Genomic DNA, 21,794 nt, shown 5'->3' on the forward strand with positions numbered 1-21,794 from the left:
TATTAAAAGGAGGTATTCGGTTTGGCGAATCAACAATCAAACCCGTATATGCAAGGGTATAATCCATATGGTCAGTATTATGGAGGAGGGCAAGTTCAAGGTCAACAATATTATCCCCAACAGCAAGGTGGTGGAGGTTTCCAAGTACCTCCACCGACGAGTGCTCCAGCCCCTACACAAAATATTCAGGGGATGCTACCTATTGAAGAATCGTATATCGAGAATATTCTTCGTTTGAACAAAGGAAAAGTAGCGACTGTTTACACTACGTTTGAAAACAATACAGAATGGAATGCAAAAATCTTCAAAGGAATCATAGAAGCCGCGGGCCGGGATCATCTTATCCTGAGTGATCCACAAACGGGGACCAGGTACCTCATCCCAATGATTTATTTAGACTACATTACATTTGATGAAGAAATTGAATATGAATATCCGTATGGAGCTGGAGGCTCTATGCAAAGTTATTCCCAGCGATAAAAAAATACCCTGACAGGAGAATATTTTCCTGCCAGGGTTTCTTATTTTTTATAACGTTTTTGCTGCAAAGACAATCAGAAGCACCCATGCTGCCAAGAAACTGACGCCTCCTAGAGGTGTGATTGCTCCAAGCACCTTGATTCCGGATAGGCTCAATACATAAAGGCTTCCTGAGAATAATACCGTTCCGATCAGCATCAGCCAGCCGGACCAGGACAGTAATGAGGTTGGTGTAACATTCCCCATCAGTACCCCGACAATGATGATTCCAATCGCGTGAAACATCTGATAGAGAACTCCGGTATTCCAAATATCAATATACTTCTGTGAGATTTTTCCTTCCAACGCGTGGGCACCGAATGCTCCTAAAGCGACCGATAAAAAGGCGTTGATTGCTCCAATAATAATAAATGTTTTCATGATGGCCCTCCTGTTCCTTCTTTCACTTAGTGACTAAAAGTCGAATAACGAATTTCCATTCGCTCCGTCATCCGTCTCCAGAGGCTCTTCTTTCTGGATGGTGACAGGCTTCTGACTCGGTTGTGACGCTTGTAAATATGGCATCGTTTGTTGGGGTTGAAACGAAGATGCTGCAGTAGCTGCCCCGTGGTTTTCCTCCAACAAAACTTCACATAGAGCCTTTATCGAATACACATGCTCACGGATTTGCTGTGACTTTTCCGCTGATTTTGCTTTTCCGAGTTCATGTTCTATTTTCTTTATTAATGATTGATGTGGGATATTCACAATTGATGACTCCTTCCACAAGTCTTCCCGTTCATGATTTATCTTTTTACATACAGTATGTACTTCCTCTGATGAACCTACATCCCTATCCTAATTCTAAATGAAGGATTTCGCAAATATCTTCTTGTCATCATTTCACTTTAGGCTTGAATTTCATACAGGGACTTCCGGAGGATTGGAAAACCACCAGTGAAGGCATTGCCTTCGTTTTGAACCCGTAGCCTTTACAACCCCGGGGGTGAGCCTGCTCCCAGGTTGTATAGAAATATTGACATTGAAAGCAGTTGATACGCTTCTCATTTTTCATTTGGCATCCCCCTTATACAAAATAACCCCTCCATATACGAGGGGCCATCCATTGTTTCACGTGAAACATCCGGTTATTCGATACACCAGTCAATCTCTTTTATCCCATGGTCCCGTAAAAATCCGTTTGTTTTTGAAAATGGTTTACTTCCAAAGAAACCCCGGTATGCAGATAATGGACTTGGATGAGGAGCCGTCACGATATAGTGATTGGAAGAATCGATGAGCGCCTGTTTCGCCTGAGCGGGTTTCCCCCATAAAATAAATACCATCGGCTTCTCTCGTTCATTCAGGATCGAGATGACATGATCTGTGAATTGTTCCCACCCTTTTCCCTGGTGGGAGTGCGCCTTCCCATCTTGTACGGTTAAGACAGTATTTAACAGCAGGACACCTTGCTCTGCCCATTTTACAAGTGAGCCATGGTCAGGAATCGGACATCCGATATCACCCTGAAGCTCCTTGTACATATTTCGTAATGACGGCGGAATCTTGACTCCTTTTTGGACCGAAAAGCTTAAACCTTCTGCCTGATTCGGTCCATGATATGGATCTTGTCCAAGCAATACAACCTTCACATCTTCGTATGCTGTGTAATGAAAAGCATTGAAGATATCATGCATAGAAGGATAAGTTGTGTTCGTTTCATATTCCCCTTTAAGCCATTCTCTCAAGTTTTGATAGTACTCTGACTGAAGTTCATCTTCCAGAATGTCTGCCCAATCGTTTTGAAAAATCTTTGTCACTGTTAGACATCCTTTCTAGTCCTTAAATTGAATCGTAACGTCATAGCCCAATTGTTCAAAGAAACCCTTCAACGATTTCTCAGCATTTTTCTCCGCGGCTTGAAGCAATCCCTGCTCAACCGCTTCCTGACTGATTTGGTCCTTTGCCACTTCCGCAAGGGCAAACCCTTCATTCCAGTCCACATCATTTCTGAATATCCCTTCCACCGAGAAGGTCTTAATGTTCTCAGTATCAATGGAAGGGTCTTGCAGAATCTCTGCACGCGGCAGGGCTAATTGAATTTCTTTCTTCTCTTCATCAACTACTATATCGCCTTCATCGATCCCCTGTAAATCAACCCCTGCCAGGACGGTTCCGGGTACTACCATCAGAAGCTTCCGTTTTGTCCCGGGTATATCCGTATTGATGTCTTTCCCGAATAATTGATTATCCTCCTGCTCGATCACGGCCTTTACAAACCCTGAAGCCGTCGCCAGGGAATTCATTTCTTGAATTCGTTCGACAAACGCCCCCTTCTCTTCTGTAAAGGTAGATCCGGCTAACCACGAATAGACCCCTATGGATACTCCTCCTATTATTAGGATGAAAAGAAGGATAATCAACAACACTCTATTTTTCCAAAAGGACAGAACGGATGTTGTTAATTTCCAAGCCGGGAAACGTCTACTGCTTCTATTTTCAAACGCCAAAGAGGCACCGGTTTCTCTTTCACTCGCTTTCAAATCTGCTAAAATCGCCTCAATTTCTTGTATTTTCTTGTATTGATTTGTCAAATGCTTCACCTTCCTCTCTTCTATTATAGGAAATAATGTAGAATCTTGGAAACAATTATCCTCTCGAAAATATTTCTATATTATGGAAAGTTTGATTTTTGTACAACCGGGAAAAGAAGGGACAAGACATTAAATTAAAACTGGAGGTAATGATTATGTATAAAATTCAAACAGCTGAAAATGTGGTAGAAGCGAAAAGAGAAATTGAAATGTTTACAAGTGAAGGCTACTCAAAAGATGAAATCTATGTGTTCGCCCATGACAAACATCGATTTGAACATATTACTGAAGCAACCCATACGGAATCCACCGGTATAAAAGAACAAGGAATCATTGAGTCCATGAGTAACCTATTCAACAGCCGCGGAGATGAATTACGTTCGAAAATGAAGTCCGTGGGGATGAACCAGGCAGAAGCAGATGTCTATGAAGAAGAACTCGATAAAGGAAAGCTTGTCATCGTCGCTTCCAAAGAAGCAACAACTAATGATGCGAAACCATTCTAATTTTTACGATCCATCCCATCCAAAAAAGACGTCGAGGATATCATTCCCGGCGTCTTTTTTTGTAACTAGCCATAGTCAAAAGAATTTGTATTTACCTGTCCATTATTATATTCTTTAGTCAGACTTTTACAATTATAACGAGTTACTTTCTTAGGAGGAATGCAACTATGACATTGAAAAAAACCCTTACGATCGCTGGATCCGATACAAGCGGTGGAGCCGGTATCCAAGCTGACCTTAAAACATTCCAGGAGCATGGCGTGTATGGCATGACGGCTCTTACAACGGTTGTTACGATGGATCCGAACAACCATTGGCACCACCAGGTTCATCCATTATCCATTGATACATTGGAAGCACAACTGGAAACGGTTCTTTCTGTTGGAATCGATGCCATGAAAACAGGCATGCTCGGTACAGTCGAGATCATTGAGCTTGCAGCGAAGAAAATCGATGCATTCGGTTTGGATAAAGTCGTCATCGACCCTGTAATGGTATGTAAGGGCGAAGATGAAGTGTTAAACCCTGAAACAACGGATGCCATGAGAGAGCATTTGCTCAAGCGCGCTACCGTAGTGACTCCTAACCTGTTCGAAGCAGGTCAGCTTGCCGGGTCAGGTCCCATCAAGACGATTGATGCAATGAAGGAAGCCGCAAAGAAAATCCACGACCTTGGAGCGAAACATGTTGTCATCAAGGGCGGAAAGCAATTACAACATGACAAAGCTCTTGATTTATTCTATGACGGAAACGAATTCACTCTACTTGAAGAAGAGAAAGTAGCAACGACGTATAACCACGGTGCCGGCTGTACTTTCGCAGCAGCCATCACATCAAACCTTGCAAATGGACAAAACGTGAAAGAAGCTGTACAAAACGCGAAAACCTTTGTTACAGCAGCCATCAAACATGGCTTCAAACTGAACGAATACGTCGGACCTGTCATGCATGGTGCTTATAATCATTTTGAAAAATAATTACCTGCTGGTGCCAGGCACGAAAGAATGATCTCGTGCCTGGCACTTTTTTTGAGGGACGGACCTTTCAAAAAGCACATCCTCCCCCAATCATACTTTTCGCATTCATTCATGAATTTTAGTAAGATAGTACATAATGGTTAAGAGTCTTTTCTGTATTTAAGGAGGAAAAAGAATGGAACCGATTAAGATTGCTGATGTGCAAGGGATCATTACCCAGCTTGCCCGTCAGGACGTTTATATACATTTAGAAACCACCAACGGAGCCTATGCATCTCACTTTAATGAGGGCTTCTTTTCAGCCGGAGCCTATATCCGCAACGCGAAGGTCAACTATGAGCACGGGAAGATCATCGGGGACGGACCTTACCGTGTCGGTTTGAAAATTGAAATCGGCTGGATTTATGCTGAAGGACTGACTCATTATGAATTCGATGAAGAGGGCCGCCTGTTACTTGCAGGACATGGCGCCGACGGGAAACTGGCCGTTGCCCTTGAAATCAGCCCGACACCTTTCAACTAAACCACTAGAATCAATATAAAAGGAGAGGTCAAAATGGAAAAAGAAAGACAAGTACTCGTCATCTTTCCCCACCCCGATGATGAAGCATTTGGTGTATCAGGAACCATTTCCACTCACGTGAATAATAGAACACCCGTCACCTACGCATGCCTCACATTAGGGGAAATGGGAAGAAATTTAGGGAACCCACCCTTTGCAACAAGAGAGTCGCTTCCACTGATTCGTAAAAAAGAATTACAAAAAGCGGCCGATGTGATGGGAATACAGGATTTACGCATGATGGGATACCGGGATAAAACCCTTGAATTTGAAAATGATGAAAAGCTTTCAAACATGGTGACTGAGTTAATTGAAGAATTAAATCCTTCACTCATCATCACCTTCTATCCGGACTACTCCGTTCACCCCGATCACGAAGCAACAGCAAGAGCTGTGGTCCGTGCCGTTCGACGTTTGCCGAAAGCATCAAGACCGAAGCTCCACTGCCTTGCCTTCTCCAAGAATTGTGAGGAAGCGTTAGGACAGCCGGATATCCTTGTTGATATCACACCAGTTAAAGATCAAAAAATTGATGCCATGAAGGCACATATCTCCCAAACAGCATGGATGCTCAAGGATTTAGAAAAAGGCATTCAGCAAAATGACCCTGAAGCATTAAAATGGGTGACTGTTGAGCGATTCTGGAGTTACCAATGGGGAAATGACACAGTAGAATAATGGTTTTAAAAGAGTTTGGGCTTTGCTCAAGCTCTTTTTTAATTATGCGCTTCTAAGGGCTCATTTTGTGAATAGAATAAGTAAAAATGGTTAGTGAGTGATTACTCACTTTACAAATCACTCGGCATACTTTATATTAATAGTGAGTAATCACTTACTAACCTCCGAAAGGTGTGATTCAATTGAATTCCATCATCCAATTGAACGGGCTGTCCAAGTCATTCGGCTCTCAAGAAGTATTGAAAAGTGTTTCTCTCAACATTCAAAAAGGTGATATCTATGGATTATTAGGACCCTCTGGCTCGGGTAAGACGACTTTGATCAAGCTTATGATCGGTCTCGAAACCCCCTCGACAGGGAGTGTAACTTTCAAAGGGAACAAGCTGAAAGCAAATGAGCTGTATCCATCCATCGGATATATGGCACAATCCGATGCCCTTTATGATGAGCTGACCGCAAAAGAAAACCTATCCTTTATGGCTTCCCTCTACGGATTAAAGACAGCTGAAAGGAAAGAACAAATTGAAAAAGTGATGACGACCGTAGATCTGCTTGATCACCTCTATAAGCCTGTCCATCAGTTCTCAGGAGGAATGAAAAGAAGGCTTTCCCTTGCCATTGCTCTTCTGCATGAACCTGAAGTCTTATTTTTAGATGAACCGACTGTCGGGATTGATCCCGTTTTAAGAAAGGAAATATGGGATAGCTTTCACCGTCTTAAGGAAGAAGGCAGAACCCTTGTCATTACAACCCATGTGATGGATGAAGCAGAAAGATGTGACCGGCTGGGCCTCCTGTCGCATGGAGAAATCATTTCAAGCGATACACCGGATGCCATTAAAGAAACGTATGGAGTGACTTCGATTGAAGATGTATTTTTGAAAAATGGGGGTGTTTCCATTGCGGATTAGAGGTTTTGTCATTCGGATTCTTCAACAGCTGCTAAGGGACAAACGAACATTGGCTTTGATGTTTTTAGCTCCGTTATTGATACTCAGCATGCTGTCTCTCGTATTTAACTCGGATGATTACGATGCAAAGGTGGCGATTGTCGATCTGCCACAGCAACTAGAAGCGAAATTCGATACGAAGGATTTTCAATCTTATGCGAGTCCCGATAAGGCCATGAAAGACATTAAAAATGGTGAACTGGATGGCTATATTTCATTCGAGGACCCTACTTCCCCTTCGATTGTCATTGAAGGAAGTGACCCCACAGTCAACGGTACTGTGATGAAAAAAATTCAAACTTTGTTTCCCTCCAACTCTCAAAAACTATCAGATCAGATTGAGTTTGTATACGGAAGCGGGGACATGGAGATGTTTGATTCCTTTGGACCGGTACTTCTGGGCTTTTTCGTCTTCTTCTTTGTCTTTTTGATCAGCGGGGTATCTTTCCTGAGAGAGAGAACGACGGGCACACTTGAGAGGTTGCTTGCTTCCCCGATCAAGATTTGGGAAATGGTTGTTAGCTATGTCCTTGGTTTCGGTATCGTCACCCTCCTGCAAGCATCCTTGATTTCCTGGTATGCCATCTATGTATTGGATATGATGATGGAAGGAAGCTTTTTCAATGTATTGATCATCATTGTTTCATTATCATTCACGGCCCTGACACTTGGAATATTGCTATCGGCTTTTGCCAAGAATGAATTACAGATGATGCAGTTCATTCCGATTGTGGTCGTGCCTCAGATATTCTTTTCAGGATTATTTAATTTAGATGCGATCTCTGAATGGCTGAGCTGGATCGGTCCCATCACCCCTCTATATTATGCTGCGGATGCTTTAAGAGATGTGATGATACGGGGGTTTGCTTTTGAGGATTTGCTCTTTAACTTATCGGTATTGATTGGGTTTTCTCTACTCTTTATCGTTCTCAATGTTGCAGCCCTCAGAAAATACCGTAAAATATAGGTAAGTAATGAACGACAAGTTAGGGGTTTAAAGCATGACTGAAGAAAAGAATATATTTAAACAGCTATTTGATCAGGAAGAAACATTGACTGATAAGCAACAGAAAATCGTGGAGGCAGCCATTGAAATGTTTGCAGAAAAAGGCTACGCTTCCACCTCTACCAGTCAAATCGCAAAAAAAGCCGGCGTCGCAGAAGGAACTATCTTCCGGCATTACAAAACGAAGAAGGACCTGCTTCTTTCGATTGTATCCCCTACGATGGCCAAGCTGATCGCCCCATTTGTGATCCGGGATCTCAATAAAGTGCTCGATGCGAAATATGATCGGTATGAAGATTTCCTGAAAGCGATGATTTTGAATCGGCAGGAATTCTTAAAGGAAAACATGACTGCTTTCAAAATATTAATACAAGAAATCCCTTTCCATCCTGAGCTGAAGGAACAATTCAAAGAGCATATCGCTGAAAAAGTGGTCGAGAAATTCGTGAGGCTCGTCGATCATTATAAAGAAAAGGGACAGATCATCGACCTCCCTTCATACACAGTCGTGCGATTTTCAGCCACCAGTATCTTCGGTTTGCTGCTTGTCCGGTACCTCTTCCTTCCTGAAGCCGATTGGGATGACGAGAAGGAGATCGACATGACGGTGCAGATGATTGTGAATGGGATTGGTAAGGGATAAACGTGTAGAAAGGACTCCAAATGAGAGATTTGGGGTTCTTTTTTTAGGCTGTAAAGGACCATTGGGACTGAAAATGGATCCTGGACGCAGATATTGATTCGTCTTGCTCATGCAATGAGGGATTTATTTTCAATTTCATCCTACTTATTTTCAAATTTCCATTTTTATTTTCAATTCTCCACCATTTATTTTCAAAACCACGAATTTATTTTCAAAACCGACATTCCACTCCGCAGTCACCTGTTTTCCTCCTCCCCGAAACGGGTAAATCCTACTATACAACACAAGGAGGTAAAAAAATGAGTTTCCTTTTCCATGAAAACACATTGAAAGACCAGCATATCCTCATTACTGGTGCCACAGGCGGCATCGGATTTGAAACGGCGAAAGTGGCCGTTCAGGCAGGCGCAAAGGTGACGGTTACAGGAAGAAATGAAGAAAAGCTGAAGCAACTGAAAAACGAATGCCGGGACTCAGACAAGGTCTTCCTATATATAGCGGATCTTACCAACACTGAAGATCGCGAAAAGCTTCTATCGGCAGCAAGAAACCAGCACGGCCCCAGCACAGGTCTCGTGAACTCAGCCGGGATAGGCGGCGGTGATATGGTCGAGAGTCTATCCGAGGAAAACCTGAGAAATATAATGGAGTTAAACTACTTCTCACTGGTTCAACTCTCACAGGCCGTCTATAACCAAATGAAGGATAAGAAAAGTGGTTCCATCGTCAATATCTCTTCCCTGTCAGGTTTAAGAGGGACACATGGGAATAGCGCGTACAGTGCTTCTAAGTTTGCCGTAACCGGATTTACACAAGCCTTTGCACATGAAGCGATTGAAAACAACATACGAGTGAATGCCATTTGCCCGGGTTATGTAGATACCGATATGGGAAGAAGCGCCATAAAATCAAAAGGCGAACGTGAAGGCAGAAGTTACGAGGAGCAATTGGAGATCGCGAAAGACAGTATTCCTTCTGGACGGCTTACCTCACCGACTGAGGTGGCAAATACGATTGTATATCTACTAAGTGATGCCGCTCGGAACATTGTTGGTGAATCAGTGAAAATATCAGGCGGCAGCGTCATGCGCTAATGAGTGGCCACACATGAACAAGCAAGGATTTTTTCATCCTTGCTTGTTTCTTTCAATTATTTGTATCACCTTCGGAAGAATTTCCCTCTTGGATTTTCTTTTTAATCTCCTCAATGTATTTCTTCTTCTCTTTTTCATTAATCAGTTGGTTGCTATTTTTATCTTTAAGATATTTTTGAAGAGCTTTTTCTATCTCTTCGGGGGAAGCATCTTCAGATATCACGCCGGTCTTTTTTAACATCTCTATGATCTTTTCATCGTTGGCAAGAACATCTAACTTATCTGCCGTCTGATTGGAATCAGGTGAAGGCAAATCGGAATTCACTTCAGACGAATCCAGATCTTCCTGAACCGGTTGATCATCTGTTCCTCCACATCCACTAAGTAAAATGGGAACGAGAAAAAATGAGAGTATCCATTTTCCATTCATGTCACCACATCCCTTTCAAAGAGTTTTCATCCTTGGTATTTCATATTAAATAAAACACCATTGATTTCCTTTATTGAAATGACATTGCTAAATATTTGAGGTTTTTATGTTTTTATTTATCGCGGCGTATAGGACAATCTTATGTCCGGGAAGCCTTTAAATAAGGAGGCGATGTATTCATGAATACGTTTGAGGTATTATCTCTGATGCTCAGCTTTGGGATGTTTGTGATCGCTATTCTGAAATATAAAGACAATGATGAGAATAAGAATTCATAAACACGCTCTTTAGCGTGTTATTTTTTTGCGAAAAACACCTCCCTCAGCTCAACGTTAAGGAAGGTATCTCTTTCTTATTCTTCAATTGTCAATGAATTCAAATCCACCTCATACAATTTATCATCATTCTCCCGGGGGATCCCGCGTCCATCTGTGTTATTCGATACAAAGTAAAGGGTGTCACCTTCAACAAGCACGTCTCGAATACGACCAAAGCCTGTCAGCAAGTCTGATACTTTCCCGGTTTCAGGGTCAAATCGCTTTACACTTTGACCGGCGAGAGAGGCAAATACTAAATCTTCTTTCCAAAAGTCCGCTCCTGACGGGGCCCATGATGGTTCTCCAGAGTGAGCGAGAGGCGAAATCAAGGAATCCTCTTTTTCATCCCCGGTAATCTTTGGCCAGCCATAATTGTTGCCCGCTTCGATACGATTCACTTCATCATATCCGTTAGGTCCGTGCTCAGTTTCATAAAGCTCTCCCGCTTTGTTCCATGCCAGCCCCTGAGGATTGCGATGGCCGTAGCTGTATACGTAAGAATCCTGAAATGGATTGTCGTCTGGTATTCCACCATCCAAATTCATCCGAAGAATTTTCCCACCAAGAAAGGAGAGGTCCTGAGCCTTATTCTGTTGAGTCGCATCCCCTGCCGTAATGTAAAGCTTGTTATCCGGACCGATTTCCAACCGTCCACCATGATGGTATTGACCGCTTGGGATTCGGTCCAGCAATACTTTTTCCTCGCTCCATTGATTTTCCGTTCGCTTCAATACTACGACACGGTTGTACGGGTCCCCTGAGTCATCATACGTATAGTAGACATATGCCTGCTGATTTGTTTTAAAATCCGGATGAAGCACAAATCCCAGCAACCCCGCTTCTGGCCGTTTAGATAATGGCTTTGAAAGATTGGTTTTCACAACGGTTTTCTTGCCATCCTTTATTTCAATGATATCCCCTGTCCTTTGGGTGATGTAGAATACATCATCAAGCTTTTGAATCGACCAGGGAATGGAGAGATTCTGTGCGATCACGCTGCTTTCGACTCTCGGTTTACTGACGGATTCGCTTTCTTCCTGTTGTTCATCTGGCTGTCCCATTGAGCAGGCACTAAGTAGCAAGCTAAGACCAATGACGAATAAGAACGAACGACTTCTGATTCGGTTTCCCATTTTTTCAAGCTCCCTTATTCACTTTTTTTACCAGTATGGACAACAGAAGACGTTCTCATGAGTTTGCCGTCTGTTGAAGAACTTCCTGAATCGCTTTTGCGACACCGTCTTCACGGTTTGTTGCCGTGACGAATGGACAGAACTCTTTTACCTGATCCAGGGCATTCCCCATGGCCACTGGTCTTCCCACAACTTTCATCATGGATAGATCGTTAAGGTTATCACCCATTGCCATGGCATGTTGCGCTGAAAGCCCTTTGTCGTTCAGTAGCTTCTGCAGAGCGACTCCTTTTTGTGCCTCAAGGCTATTCACTTCAATGTTTTCTTTACCCGACGAGCTAATGGCAATACCTGTTATTTCATTTAATTTTTCATTAGCTTCTGTTAATTGCTTTTCATCAAAAGAGAAAACAAGAAACTTGTAAACAAGTTGGGAAGCGTCCTCGAATAATACCCCGTAATCTTCAACTAATTTGATATGACCTTTATCAAATCGTTCTTTGGCTGCTTGTCTCACCTGCTCTTCTGATACCTCAGGGTTGGCTGTCGTGAAAATATCGACGATCAACTCGACGCCCATCTCATAATTTTCAGTGTATGTTCCCTGATCTGTGTAGATTTCAAAGTAAATACCGGTTTCGTTTAAGACAGCGGCAATTTTTTTCGCTTGTGCTGATTCAATGCCTGCCTGATAGACGATTTCACCCTTTTTATTTCGAACCTCCGCTCCATTGGCACAAACGATATCACATGAGATACCGGCCTCCTGTATGACATAGCGGGCTTCTTCATATGATCTTCCTGTGGCAACTACGACTTCTATTCCTTGCTGTTGCGCATCCAGGATAGCTTGTTTGTTGGCTTCGCTGATTTCCTGTTTTTCATTCAATAAAGTTCCGTCCATATCTGTTGCGATACATGTAATCATAAGTAGACACCTTCCTAACGTTGAATGTTATTAATTTAGCCATTGTATCATGAAATATTTATCCTCTTGTACTGAAGTCCCTTACTCTTAACAAAATTCATACACACACTCTTATTTTCAGTTAATTCATACAATTGAAAGGGTTTTCAATAATCGTTATAGAAGAATAAAAAGTGTAGGTATTTAATAAGGGGGATTAAAAGATGAAAGCACTTATTTCATTCTCTAATAAGATCATGCAACGCTATCTGCCTGATCCATTTTTATTTGTTGTCATTTTAACACTGGCAGTATTTGGATTTGGTCTTATCTTCACTGAAAGTTCAAGCCTCGAGATGGTTCAGTATTGGGGTAACGGATTCTGGAGCCTGCTTGCCTTTTCCATGCAGATGGTCCTTGTGCTTGTTACGGGGTATGTACTGGCAAGCAGTCCATTGTTTAAACGGTTTCTTGGTTTTCTGGCCTCATTTGCGAAATCACCTAGTTCCGCGATTGTCATTGTTACAGTCGTTTCGATGATTGCCAGCTGGATCAACTGGGGCTTCGGGCTTGTAATCGGGGCATTATTTGCGAAAGAGTTGGCAAAGCGGGTGAAAGGGGTCGATTACCGGTTGCTGATTGCCAGTGCTTATTCTGGATTTGTTGTCTGGCATGCAGGGTTCTCTGGTTCCATTCCGTTATCGATTGCAACAGCCGATCATCCATTCCAAGATATGATCGGTGTCATCTCGACAAGTGAGACGATCTTCGCTACGTTCAATGTCCTGATTGTGTTAGCTCTATTTATTGTTCTTCCGGTCATTAACAGGATGCTGATGCCGTCAAAAGAAGAAACTGTAACCGTAGATCCTGAAATCTTTAATGAAACAGCCGCCACTCTTGAAAAAGAGGCATTAACACCTGCTGAGCGCCTAGAAAACAGTATGATTCTATCAATTATTGTTGCCGTTCTCGGGATTGCTTTCCTATTTTCATATTTTATTCAAAACGGTTTCTCCCTAAATTTAGATATCGTCAACTTTTTATTCTTATTCCTGGGCATTCTCTTTCACGGGACGCCAAAGCGCTTTCTTGCGGCTGTACAGGAAGCGATCAAAGGCGCTAGCGGGATTGTCATTCAATTCCCTTTCTATGCAGGAATCATGGGAATGATGACTGCATCTGGTCTTGCTGTCGTCATGTCTGAGGCTTTTGTATCGATTTCAAATGATGTGACCTTTTACTTCTTCGCCTTCCTCAGCGCCGGGATTGTGAACTTCTTTGTCCCTTCCGGGGGAGGACAGTGGGCCGTCCAAGCTCCTATTATGCTTGATGCCGCTCAAACACTGGATGCTTCTGTGTCTAAGACCGCTATGGCTGTTGCTTGGGGAGACGCCTGGACAAATCTGATCCAGCCGTTCTGGGCATTGCCTGCTTTAGCGATTGCAGGGTTAAAGGCGAAGGATATTATGGGTTACTGCGTAATTATCCTTGTCATTAGTGGAGTCGTCATTTCCCTTGGATTACTATTCTTATAAAAAACTAAAAGTGCCTCAGAGCGTCTCGACTTTGCCTGAGAATCACCAGGGCACTATTGTCTTATGAAAATAAAAATAGGCTGACCTCCCATTTGGAGATCAGCCGTTATGTATGGCGTTTCATTGTTTTTATTCTAGGTCCTATCGAGCAACTTCTCTTCTTTCCAGCTCTCCTTCTAACATCTCAATAAATTCTTCTTCCAATCCTTCTTCCTGTGCTAATTGATAGACATTAGCCAATTGCTCTTCCGTAAGTATCGTTAACGATGTCATCGATTACAACTCCTGACTTACCAAGGTATGAATTTCTTAATACCCTCTTTCATACTACTTAAACCTCATTATAGAAATAGCTAATAATCTTTTTTAGGTAATAATCCCCCGTAACTTCAGACTTTTTTTACTTAAAATGTGAGAAATAAAAATGTTTTTCATCTTATAATTGAAATTTTTAAAAATTTTAGTAAAATAGAGAGGTACCGAAAGATAGCGCTTTCTTTTTTGTATACATTCATTTACTAGATCGATAATTCAATATTTTATGTTTCACTTTCACACCGTTTGGGAAAAACAGCTAGGTAATGCATAATCCCCCTTGTGGGAACTTCTTATGGACAAATTTATATGTATGCATTAAAATGAATAATGTTTCATTTTCCGTTATAACTACATCTGAGGTGAATTTATGAATCGACAACATCGCTTTACATTAACAAGCCATTTACGATTTATCATTCCTTCCCTATTGGGAATTTTTCTTTTTATGGTTCCGATTCCACAGGAAGACGGGATCACGATACCAATTGCCATTCTTTCAGGACTATTACAGGACTGGATTGGAAGCTATGTACCTGCGATCATGACAGGATTAATCATCCTTACCGTATTAGGGACTTTTATCACTAAGTTCGTACGCCCGGCTTTCATTGAAAAATCTCCGTTTTTCACAAGCCTGTTCGATGTAAGACCTGTTTGGGTTTTTGTCAGAGTACTAGGTGCTGTGTTTGCAATCATGACTCTATTTAAATTAGGGCCTGAATGGATCTGGTCAGACGCAACTGGTGGACTTCTATTAAACCCGGATGGACTTCTCACTATTCTATTCTCTGTATTTTTATTTGCCGGACTTTTTCTACCTTTATTATTAAATTTCGGTCTACTTGAATTATTCGGTGCTCTCTTAACGAAAGTGATGCGTCCCGTATTCGGTTTACCCGGGCGTTCTTCCATCGATTGTTTAGCTTCCTGGTTAGGAGACGGAACGATCGGGGTGCTACTGACAAGTAAGCAATATGAAGAAGGATACTATACGAAGAAGGAAGCAGCAATCATTGGTACGACATTCTCTGTTGTATCCATTACCTTCAGTCTAGTCGTCATTTCTGAGGTTGGTCTTGGAAAATACTTCATTCCTTTCTATATAACTGTAGCAATTTCAGGAATTATTGCCGCAATCGTGCTGCCGCGAATCCCGCCATTATCTCGTAAGCCTGACACTTACTATAATGATCAAGAAGGCAAGAACACGATGGAAGTCATTCCAGAAGGCTATAGCCGCGTAGGTTATGGATATGAGCAAGCCCTTGTTCAGGCTAAGAATAACAATAGTACTTCTAAGTTTTTCACTGATGGAATGAAAAATGTGTTGGATATGTGGATGGGGGTTGCGCCCATCGTTATGGCGATCGGAACAACGGCACTGATCGTAGCCGAGAATACAAAGTTCTTCGAATACATCGGTATGCCGCTAATTCCCTTACTGGAGCTTCTTCAAATTCCAGAAGCAGCAGAAGCGTCTCAATCGATCCTTGTCGGTTTTGCCGATATGTTCCTTCCAGCCATCTTTGGATCTGGAATTGAAAGTGAGCTGACACGCTTTGTGATTGCTTGTTTATCTGTAACACAATTGATCTACATGTCTGAAGTCGGGGGACTGTTACTAGGTTCTAAGATCCCAGTTGATTTCAAGGACTTAGTGATCATCTTCTTACAACGTACATTCTTGACTTTACTTGTGATTGTTGCAATTGCTCATATGATTTTTTGATGAAGTAAAACCCAGGTTCGAATTCGAACCTGGGTTTTTATCTTTTCGTAAACTTTTTTCTGAAGGAAGTAATGGTTGATGAGATTCTTCAAGAAGCATGACTATGCAACTTCCTCGTCATTTGAGCATACCACTGCTTACATAATTCAAGGCTGCATCGCAATGAGGCAGCCTTGGATTTCATTTATGTTTCACCGGTAAGGTTACTTCTACTTTTGTTCCCTTGTTCACTTCTGATTCAATGTGTATAGACCCTTTATGGTCTTCAATGATCTTTTGACTGATGGTCAGCCCGAGTCCCATCCCTTTTTCTTTCAAGGTAAAGAATGGCTCGCCGAGTCTCTTTAAACGTTCAGGTGGAATTCCCACCCCTTGATCTTGAATCGTGATGATGATCGTTTCGTTCAGAACATTCCAGTTGACGCGGATTTCTCCTTCATCCATTGATTCGATTGCATTTTTTATAATATTTATAAAGACCTGTACACATTGATTCTTATCTCCAAATACGTGAATGAAGGAGGATGGTACTTGAACACTTAATGTGATCCCTTTGAGGATTGCTTCATGCTCCATTACCTTGATCACATAGTTTAACACTTCATTCATATCAAAGACCTGGTATTCCCTCATTTGAGGTTTTGATAAAATGAGTAACTCTCCTACAATTTGGTTAATTCGATCCATCTCGGAGGACATGACCTGAAGATAGTTTTCGGATACATGCTCATTCTCTTCAAGCAGTTGAATGAAGCCCTTGATGCTCGTAAGGGGATTCCGGATCTCATGGGCGATTCCCGCCGCAAGCTCCCCGACCACAGATAATTTCTCTTTTCTTAATAACATTTCTTCAGCTATTTTCTGCTGAGAAATATCCCTGCCGATGATGACTAATCCCTTTCTTGTCTGATTCGAATGAAATAACGGAACTTTTATGACATCAAAGGTCTTGTATTCACCGTTCGGAAGGTAGAATCCTTCTTCACATCTCGTTACCTTTTCAGCTTTCCACGATTGTTCATCCGAGTCAACACAATAGTCGAAGGCGTCTTTAAAAAAGGGAACCAGATCTCCTAATTCACTATCAGTCTTCCCTACATAATCAATTCGTTCAAGGTTATACAGTTTTCTGCCAAATTGATTGACCTTTAACCAGCGGCCCTGTCCATCCTTAAAGCACACAAAATCAGGCAGGGAGTGGAGAAGGGTGGACAGCTGATTTTCTTCTTCCAGCAATTTTCGATGCTCTGTCAGAAAGGCTTTCCCTGTTATCAATAAGTGTGCCAGGACCGTTACCCCTATAATAGTAACCAGAAGGGCAACGATTACGTTCCATGGCTTGTCAATCAAGAGTAAAAAGATGAACTGTAAGACAAATAGAGCCATGAGGATCATTATTTTGTTGTAAAATGTATGTTTTTTCATATGATTCATTTTCTCTATCATCCAAGTCACCCGTCCCACTCATACTTTTATTCGTTAAAATAAGTTAAATATATATGGACCGATTGAAGTAATATAAAACAATATATATATTCCCATGAAGTAAAAGGCACCTGCAAATGATCCCCAATCAGGGTCCCGTCCTATTTTCCAAATCACCCAAGTGATCACACTAATCAACAATAATAGTGCGTAGCCGCTTCCCGGAAACACCAAATACTCCGGTGCCACTTGGTAAAAATATGCGTTCATTGCATTTCTTGTATAGCTGATCGGCATCAGCATAAAAATGATGATCGATACATATTCAGCCCAGCTGATCCCGTCTTTTTCAAACGCGTTTGGTCTGAATATATACAATAAGATTAATAGAAAGAGTGATGGAAGCACCCAGTAAAAGGATGTCAATACCGTCACCAAGCTGCTGAACATCATGAGAACGCCGTTGTTAAGTGCCTCTTTCACTGATCTTTTCGACCAGTTTGTACTTTCTGAAACGACTTGATCGTTCTGAGATGCCCCGTATAGTTCATATGTACCACCATCATAATTAAACCAAACCAGTGCTTCGTCTGTTAATTGAACGGGTGAATATGTGACATGCTTGGTCGTACTAAGAGGAGAACCCTCCAGAATCCCCTGATTTTGAAAAGGAGCCGCATACAGGCTCATCGCACTGTTATCACCAATACGCTGTCCTTCTGAAGTGAACACCACGGATTCTTTCCCATCAACGTTTACAAACTGTACTCCACCGGCACTCGCCAACTTTTCGCTGGTATCTTTATTGACGAATTCAATCTTACTCCCGGATAAAATCGATGAGCCCATTTCCTGTAATGGAACCTGCACCTTGTATGTACTGTACGAAAGCGTGCCTTGTGTGCGTGATTTCTCATTGTATAGTAAGGTGAGCCGCTCGTCTGTTACTTTAAACGTTAAACCTTCCACCTTTTTATTCGGTGCTGTATTTACTAATAAAAAAGGCTTCTCACTTACTTCACGGTTATCATTCATATAATAGACGTAATCATGAGTATCATCTTGTTTAACTTGAATGATGGCACTTCCATTGTCTCCTGCGTGAATCTCGGAAATTTGAGACGGAAAAGTATAGACTTCCCTGGAAGAATCTTCTTGCACATTATATTCATATAGTTGTTCGTTTCTCCAATAATAGATATGGTTTGCGCTTGCTCCGAGACCCGTAATCTCTTTCGAAAGGATTTGATCCTCATTGTCCCGGGTCGAAACTAAACCTCCATCTTTATAGTAGATGAATTCGTTGCCATCGGTCCAAAATGGATAGCCCCTAGTAATAGTGGTATCAATGACTCTTTCATCTGCTACTTTCATTTCATCATTGATTGTAAAAGCATGAATCTTCCCTTTACTTGAAATGTAAAGCTCCCCATTGTTTTGAAACACCTGTGGTCTCTCTTTTGCTGTGTAGTCTAATGGGAGAGAACGGCTCCAGTTTGGCTGAGGTAATTCCTTCACTAACAACAGCTGGTGAAAGAACAAGGCAGCGATGAATAGAAGCATGATTCCTATAGGTATCCCAAATACTTTCAATTTTTCTCTCATCTGAATCCCCCTTATGTAAAATCCTTAGACTTCTGAATTTTAGCATAATTTATATTGGTTATCACCATTTTTTTCCACAAAAAGGAGCTTGGTTTCATTTATTCATTCTGTTTCAGTATAACATTTCCCTTTCAATTTACTATCAATTATTGTCATATTTTGTCGTATTTTAGAATTTAAAAGAAAGTTTTTACGGGATGGGGATGAGTACCAGTGTGAATAGAATATGGACCGTTCCTTTCGGCTCCAGACACTTGCTTTCCGCGGGGAGGAAGTCGAGCCTCCTCGGGCTTTTGCCCTGCGGGGTCTCGACCTTTCCTCTATTTTATTTCCCGCAGGAGTCAAGTGTCTTCCGCTACAATCCACTCTGTGCTTTTACATTATGACTGCCTAATGATAGACAAACAAAAAATGACCCCTAAGAAACTAATGCTTCTCAGGGATCATTCTGCTTACTTCGTTTTTAATTTTTCTAACATATCAGCGGTCATTTTGGCTAGGTCGTACTCTGCTTTGAAGCCCCATTCGTTCATGGCTGCGCTGGAATCTATGGCGTTCGGCCAGCTTTCGGCAATGGTTTGGCGGACTGGATCTACGCTATAATCCAGCGTAAAGTCCGGTTGGTGAACGCGGATCGCTTTTGCAATATCCTCTGGTGCTACGCTCATGGCAGATACATTGAAGGAATTACGGTGCTCAAGCTTTGAACCGTCCGCTTCCATAAGGTCGATGATCGCATTAAGTGCATCAGGCATATACATCATATCCATATAGGTTCTTTCACCGATGTATGAAGTATACTGGTTATTCTTGATTGCTTCATAGTAAATTTCAACTGCATAATCAGTGGTCCCGCCACCTGGTAATGTTTCATATGAAATCAGACCTGGAAAACGCAGTCCTCTTGTATCCACCCCAAATTTAGTGAAGTAATAATCAGATAGAAGTTCTCCTGACACTTTGTTTACTCCATACATGGTGGTAGGGCGCATGATGGTATCTTGTGGAGTTGAATCCTTTGGCGTGGATGGACCGAAAGCTCCAATTGAACTTGGTGTGAAGAACTGACAATCCAATTCTCTTGCTGCTTCCAGGGCATTTACCAGTCCGCCCATATTTAAATTCCAGGCAAGAAGCGGTTTTGCTTCCGCTGTTGCAGATAATAGAGCTGCCAGGTGAATAATGGTATCCACCTTATTCGTTTTGGCAATATCAAACATTTTCCCGGCATCGGTCACGTCTAATTGCTCAAAAGGGCCATCCGTTACGACCGGGCTGTCTGTTTCCCGGATATCTGTCGCAATGACATTATCAGAACCGTACACAGTACGAAGTTTATTGGTGAGCTCAGAACCGATTTGTCCCAAGGCACCCGTTACTAAAATCTTTTTCATCGTCTTTCCTCCTGCATTTCCCTATGGTGATAGAATGATTTTATTATTCATACAGATAGGGCTGACTTTTTTCAGCCAGACCCTATCACGTTATTTTAAAGAGGGATTAGATAATTCCCATTTCCTTACCGACTTTTTCATATGCTTTAATCGCTTGATCGAGCATTTCCTTGGTATGTGCTGCTGAAGGCATGTTTCTCACACGGCCGGTTCCTCTTGGTACTGTTGGGAACACGATGGATTTGGCATATACACCCTCTTCATATAGGCGTTTACTGAAGTCCTGGGTTGCCTGCTCTTCACCGATGATAACCGGAGTGATAGGCGTCTCACTGTTTCCGATGTCAAAGCCAAGCTTCGTCAACTCTTCTTTCAGATAACGACTGTTTTCCCACATATTATCTTGAAGCTCTGTAGAGTTCATGATCAGGTCAAGTGCTTCTGTACAAGCCGTTACATCTGCCGGAGTCAAGGATGTAGAGAATAGGAATGGACGTGAGCGGACCTTTAACCAGTCGATCAGGTTCTGAGTTCCTGCCACATATCCACCTACTACACCGATTGCTTTCGATAACGTACCCATTTGGAAGTCCACTTTGTCTGAAAGGCCAAAGTGTTTAACTGTACCTGCACCTTTTCCAAGGACACCCGAACCGTGAGCGTCATCTACATACGTCATGATATCAAATTCCTCAGCAATTTCAACGATTTCAGGAAGTTTACATACATCTCCATCCATTGAAAATACTCCGTCGGTGATGATCATGATTTTGTTGTATTGACCTGACTCCTTTACTTCTTTTGCTTTCGCACGAAGATCTTCCATGTCTGAGTGACCAAAACGGATAATCTTAGCTTTCGAAAGACGACAGCCATCAATAATCGATGCGTGGTTCAATTCATCAGAAAGGATGGCGTCGTTCTTGTCCATAACCGCCGAAATCGCAGCCATATTACAGTTGAATCCTGACTGATAAGCAATGGCAGCTTCCGTTCCTTTAAACTTCGCCAGCTTCTCTTCAAGCTTCACATGAAGATCAAGGGTACCATTGATTGTACGGACGGCCCCAGCCCCTACACCATATTCTTTCACCGCTTCAATCGCTACTTTTTTTAAGCGTTCATCCGTTGCGAGTCCAAGATAATTGTTAGAAGAAAGGTTCACAAGTTTCTTATCATTGATCGTAATCACCGGACCGTTTGCACCTTGTAATGGGTCGATCTCATTATATAAACCACGTGATTTTAGGTCTTCAAGATTTTCCTGTAAAAAATGATCTAATGTTTTACTAGTCATATACGTATCCTCCTGTTATGTAAGCGTTTTAAAAACAAATGTCCACTCCAAAAACACACTATTTATCAGTTGATTCTTTATTATTGCTAATGATTATTCTGATTCTTAGTTTAACATGTTTTTTTGTGATGGACAAAAATTTTCTTCAAATTCATCCTGTCATTTAGTGTTCCCCTTATACTAAAAATACTTCAGACTTTTTTACAGCACGATATATGGTCTGTTATCAGGG

The 21,794-nt window shown here is 41.9% G+C and carries 25 protein-coding genes; 12 read left to right on the top strand and 13 right to left on the bottom strand.

The window, feature by feature from the left end; genetic code table 11:
- Nucleotides 1–48: 48 nt before the first annotated feature.
- Entirely contained in the window at nt 49–480 is a 432-nt protein-coding gene (gene gerQ / locus F0342_RS04675; protein WP_149154986.1) for a spore coat protein GerQ, read from the top strand.
- Nucleotides 481–528: 48 nt separating this feature from the next.
- Here the strand turns inward: gerQ and F0342_RS04680 are convergent, their stop codons facing one another.
- The 5 genes from F0342_RS04680 to F0342_RS04700 all read right to left on the bottom strand — a co-directional run bounded on the left by F0342_RS04680 (nt 529) and on the right by F0342_RS04700 (nt 3,062).
- Nucleotides 529–900 (bottom strand): DUF423 domain-containing protein, encoded by a 372-nt coding sequence (locus F0342_RS04680; protein WP_149154848.1) that lies wholly within the window; start codon nt 898–900, stop codon nt 529–531.
- 33 nt (nt 901–933) lie between these two features.
- Nucleotides 934–1,227, bottom strand: coding sequence for a YwdI family protein (locus tag F0342_RS04685; protein ID WP_149154849.1), 294 nt, complete (start codon nt 1,225–1,227; stop codon nt 934–936).
- Nucleotides 1,228–1,357: 130 nt separating this feature from the next.
- Nucleotides 1,358–1,534, bottom strand: a complete 177-nt coding sequence (locus F0342_RS04690; protein WP_149154850.1) for a uracil-DNA glycosylase — start codon at nt 1,532–1,534, stop codon at nt 1,358–1,360.
- Between the two features lie 73 nt (nt 1,535–1,607).
- Nucleotides 1,608–2,279, bottom strand: coding sequence for a uracil-DNA glycosylase (locus F0342_RS04695; protein ID WP_149154851.1), 672 nt, complete (start codon nt 2,277–2,279; stop codon nt 1,608–1,610).
- 15 nt (nt 2,280–2,294) lie between these two features.
- Entirely contained in the window at nt 2,295–3,062 is a 768-nt protein-coding gene (locus F0342_RS04700) for a DUF4230 domain-containing protein (RefSeq protein ID WP_149154852.1), read from the bottom strand.
- A gap of 146 nt (nt 3,063–3,208) precedes the next feature.
- Between F0342_RS04700 and F0342_RS04705 the strand changes: the two genes are divergently transcribed.
- The 8 genes from F0342_RS04705 (at nt 3,209) to F0342_RS04740 (ending at nt 9,469) form a co-directional block, all read left to right on the top strand.
- Nucleotides 3,209–3,559, top strand: coding sequence for a YflT domain-containing protein (locus F0342_RS04705; RefSeq protein WP_149154853.1), 351 nt, complete (start codon nt 3,209–3,211; stop codon nt 3,557–3,559).
- Nucleotides 3,560–3,726: 167 nt separating this feature from the next.
- Nucleotides 3,727–4,536, top strand: coding sequence for a pyridoxine/pyridoxal/pyridoxamine kinase (gene pdxK, locus F0342_RS04710; RefSeq protein WP_149154854.1), 810 nt, complete (start codon nt 3,727–3,729; stop codon nt 4,534–4,536).
- A 175-nt stretch (nt 4,537–4,711) separates the two neighbouring features.
- Entirely contained in the window at nt 4,712–5,059 is a 348-nt protein-coding gene (locus F0342_RS04715) for a YojF family protein (RefSeq protein WP_149154855.1), read from the top strand.
- A gap of 33 nt (nt 5,060–5,092) precedes the next feature.
- Entirely contained in the window at nt 5,093–5,776 is a 684-nt protein-coding gene (gene bshB2 / locus F0342_RS04720; protein WP_149154856.1) for a bacillithiol biosynthesis deacetylase BshB2, read from the top strand.
- 182 nt (nt 5,777–5,958) lie between these two features.
- Entirely contained in the window at nt 5,959–6,687 is a 729-nt protein-coding gene (locus F0342_RS04725) for an ABC transporter ATP-binding protein (protein ID WP_149154857.1), read from the top strand.
- Entirely contained in the window at nt 6,677–7,693 is a 1,017-nt protein-coding gene (locus tag F0342_RS04730) for an ABC transporter permease (RefSeq protein ID WP_149154858.1), read from the top strand. Before F0342_RS04725 ends, F0342_RS04730 begins: the two co-directional genes overlap by 11 nt.
- Before the next feature lie 34 nt (nt 7,694–7,727).
- Nucleotides 7,728–8,375, top strand: coding sequence for a TetR/AcrR family transcriptional regulator (locus F0342_RS04735; protein WP_149154859.1), 648 nt, complete (start codon nt 7,728–7,730; stop codon nt 8,373–8,375).
- 299 nt (nt 8,376–8,674) lie between these two features.
- Nucleotides 8,675–9,469: an SDR family NAD(P)-dependent oxidoreductase gene (locus F0342_RS04740; protein WP_149154860.1), complete on the top strand. Its 795-nt coding sequence runs from the start codon at nt 8,675–8,677 to the stop codon at nt 9,467–9,469.
- A gap of 52 nt (nt 9,470–9,521) precedes the next feature.
- Here the strand turns inward: F0342_RS04740 and F0342_RS04745 are convergent, their stop codons facing one another.
- Nucleotides 9,522–9,899: a hypothetical protein gene (locus F0342_RS04745; RefSeq protein WP_149154861.1), complete on the bottom strand. Its 378-nt coding sequence runs from the start codon at nt 9,897–9,899 to the stop codon at nt 9,522–9,524.
- A gap of 179 nt (nt 9,900–10,078) precedes the next feature.
- Here F0342_RS04745 and F0342_RS25135 point away from each other — a divergent pair, with 179 nt between their 5' ends.
- Nucleotides 10,079–10,177, top strand: coding sequence for a putative holin-like toxin (locus tag F0342_RS25135; protein WP_220154059.1), 99 nt, complete (start codon nt 10,079–10,081; stop codon nt 10,175–10,177).
- Between the two features lie 74 nt (nt 10,178–10,251).
- Here the strand turns inward: F0342_RS25135 and F0342_RS04750 are convergent, their stop codons facing one another.
- On the bottom strand, nt 10,252–11,349 hold the full coding sequence (locus tag F0342_RS04750; protein ID WP_149154862.1) for a PQQ-dependent sugar dehydrogenase: 1,098 nt from the start codon (nt 11,347–11,349) through the stop codon (nt 10,252–10,254).
- A gap of 55 nt (nt 11,350–11,404) precedes the next feature.
- Nucleotides 11,405–12,277: a Cof-type HAD-IIB family hydrolase gene (locus F0342_RS04755; RefSeq protein WP_149154863.1), complete on the bottom strand. Its 873-nt coding sequence runs from the start codon at nt 12,275–12,277 to the stop codon at nt 11,405–11,407.
- A 203-nt stretch (nt 12,278–12,480) separates the two neighbouring features.
- On the opposite strand from F0342_RS04755, the gene F0342_RS04760 reads away from it, so the two are divergent.
- Nucleotides 12,481–13,794: a short-chain fatty acid transporter gene (locus tag F0342_RS04760; protein ID WP_149154864.1), complete on the top strand. Its 1,314-nt coding sequence runs from the start codon at nt 12,481–12,483 to the stop codon at nt 13,792–13,794.
- A gap of 141 nt (nt 13,795–13,935) precedes the next feature.
- Here the strand turns inward: F0342_RS04760 and sda are convergent, their stop codons facing one another.
- Nucleotides 13,936–14,067, bottom strand: a complete 132-nt coding sequence (gene sda, locus F0342_RS04765) for a sporulation histidine kinase inhibitor Sda (RefSeq protein WP_149154865.1) — start codon at nt 14,065–14,067, stop codon at nt 13,936–13,938.
- 412 nt (nt 14,068–14,479) lie between these two features.
- On the opposite strand from sda, the gene F0342_RS04770 reads away from it, so the two are divergent.
- On the top strand, nt 14,480–15,841 hold the full coding sequence (locus F0342_RS04770) for a YjiH family protein (protein WP_149154866.1): 1,362 nt from the start codon (nt 14,480–14,482) through the stop codon (nt 15,839–15,841).
- 180 nt (nt 15,842–16,021) lie between these two features.
- Here F0342_RS04770 and F0342_RS04775 read toward each other — a convergent pair whose 3' ends face one another.
- The 4 genes from F0342_RS04775 to F0342_RS04790 all read right to left on the bottom strand — a co-directional run bounded on the left by F0342_RS04775 (nt 16,022) and on the right by F0342_RS04790 (nt 21,562).
- Entirely contained in the window at nt 16,022–17,266 is a 1,245-nt protein-coding gene (locus F0342_RS04775; protein ID WP_262481644.1) for an ATP-binding protein, read from the bottom strand.
- A gap of 54 nt (nt 17,267–17,320) precedes the next feature.
- Nucleotides 17,321–18,871, bottom strand: a complete 1,551-nt coding sequence (locus F0342_RS04780) for a hypothetical protein (protein WP_149154868.1) — start codon at nt 18,869–18,871, stop codon at nt 17,321–17,323.
- 452 nt (nt 18,872–19,323) lie between these two features.
- Nucleotides 19,324–20,265 carry an L-threonine 3-dehydrogenase gene (locus F0342_RS04785; protein WP_149154869.1) on the bottom strand — a complete coding sequence of 314 codons (942 nt, stop codon included), beginning with the start codon at nt 20,263–20,265 and terminating at the stop codon, nt 19,324–19,326.
- A gap of 106 nt (nt 20,266–20,371) precedes the next feature.
- Entirely contained in the window at nt 20,372–21,562 is a 1,191-nt protein-coding gene (locus F0342_RS04790) for a glycine C-acetyltransferase (RefSeq protein WP_149154870.1), read from the bottom strand.
- Nucleotides 21,563–21,794: the final 232 nt, after the last annotated feature.

This window comes from Bacillus sp. CH30_1T (genome assembly GCF_008364765.1).
Classification (GTDB): Bacteria; Bacillota; Bacilli; order Bacillales; family Bacillaceae_B; genus Rossellomorea.

Bases quoted from the DNA above. Each gene is read 5' to 3' on its own strand.
- gerQ (WP_149154986.1), top strand. From the start codon at position 49: ATGCAAGGGTATAATCCATATGGTCAGTATTATGGAGGAGGGCAAGTT.
- F0342_RS04680 (WP_149154848.1), bottom strand. From the start codon at position 900: ATGAAAACATTTATTATTATTGGAGCAATCAACGCCTTTTTATCGGTC.
- F0342_RS04690 (WP_149154850.1), bottom strand. From the start codon at position 1,534: ATGAAAAATGAGAAGCGTATCAACTGCTTTCAATGTCAATATTTCTAT.
- F0342_RS04705 (WP_149154853.1), top strand. From the start codon at position 3,209: ATGTATAAAATTCAAACAGCTGAAAATGTGGTAGAAGCGAAAAGAGAA.
- pdxK (WP_149154854.1), top strand. From the start codon at position 3,727: ATGACATTGAAAAAAACCCTTACGATCGCTGGATCCGATACAAGCGGT.
- F0342_RS04715 (WP_149154855.1), top strand. From the start codon at position 4,712: ATGGAACCGATTAAGATTGCTGATGTGCAAGGGATCATTACCCAGCTT.
- bshB2 (WP_149154856.1), top strand. From the start codon at position 5,093: ATGGAAAAAGAAAGACAAGTACTCGTCATCTTTCCCCACCCCGATGAT.
- F0342_RS04735 (WP_149154859.1), top strand. From the start codon at position 7,728: ATGACTGAAGAAAAGAATATATTTAAACAGCTATTTGATCAGGAAGAA.
- F0342_RS04740 (WP_149154860.1), top strand. From the start codon at position 8,675: ATGAGTTTCCTTTTCCATGAAAACACATTGAAAGACCAGCATATCCTC.
- F0342_RS04745 (WP_149154861.1), bottom strand. From the start codon at position 9,899: ATGAATGGAAAATGGATACTCTCATTTTTTCTCGTTCCCATTTTACTT.
- F0342_RS25135 (WP_220154059.1), top strand. From the start codon at position 10,079: ATGAATACGTTTGAGGTATTATCTCTGATGCTCAGCTTTGGGATGTTT.
- F0342_RS04750 (WP_149154862.1), bottom strand. From the start codon at position 11,349: ATGGGAAACCGAATCAGAAGTCGTTCGTTCTTATTCGTCATTGGTCTT.
- F0342_RS04755 (WP_149154863.1), bottom strand. From the start codon at position 12,277: ATGATTACATGTATCGCAACAGATATGGACGGAACTTTATTGAATGAA.
- F0342_RS04760 (WP_149154864.1), top strand. From the start codon at position 12,481: ATGAAAGCACTTATTTCATTCTCTAATAAGATCATGCAACGCTATCTG.
- sda (WP_149154865.1), bottom strand. From the start codon at position 14,067: ATGACATCGTTAACGATACTTACGGAAGAGCAATTGGCTAATGTCTAT.
- F0342_RS04770 (WP_149154866.1), top strand. From the start codon at position 14,480: ATGAATCGACAACATCGCTTTACATTAACAAGCCATTTACGATTTATC.
- F0342_RS04775 (WP_262481644.1), bottom strand. From the start codon at position 17,266: ATGAAAAAACATACATTTTACAACAAAATAATGATCCTCATGGCTCTA.
- F0342_RS04780 (WP_149154868.1), bottom strand. From the start codon at position 18,871: ATGAGAGAAAAATTGAAAGTATTTGGGATACCTATAGGAATCATGCTT.
- F0342_RS04785 (WP_149154869.1), bottom strand. From the start codon at position 20,265: ATGAAAAAGATTTTAGTAACGGGTGCCTTGGGACAAATCGGTTCTGAG.
- F0342_RS04790 (WP_149154870.1), bottom strand. From the start codon at position 21,562: ATGACTAGTAAAACATTAGATCATTTTTTACAGGAAAATCTTGAAGAC.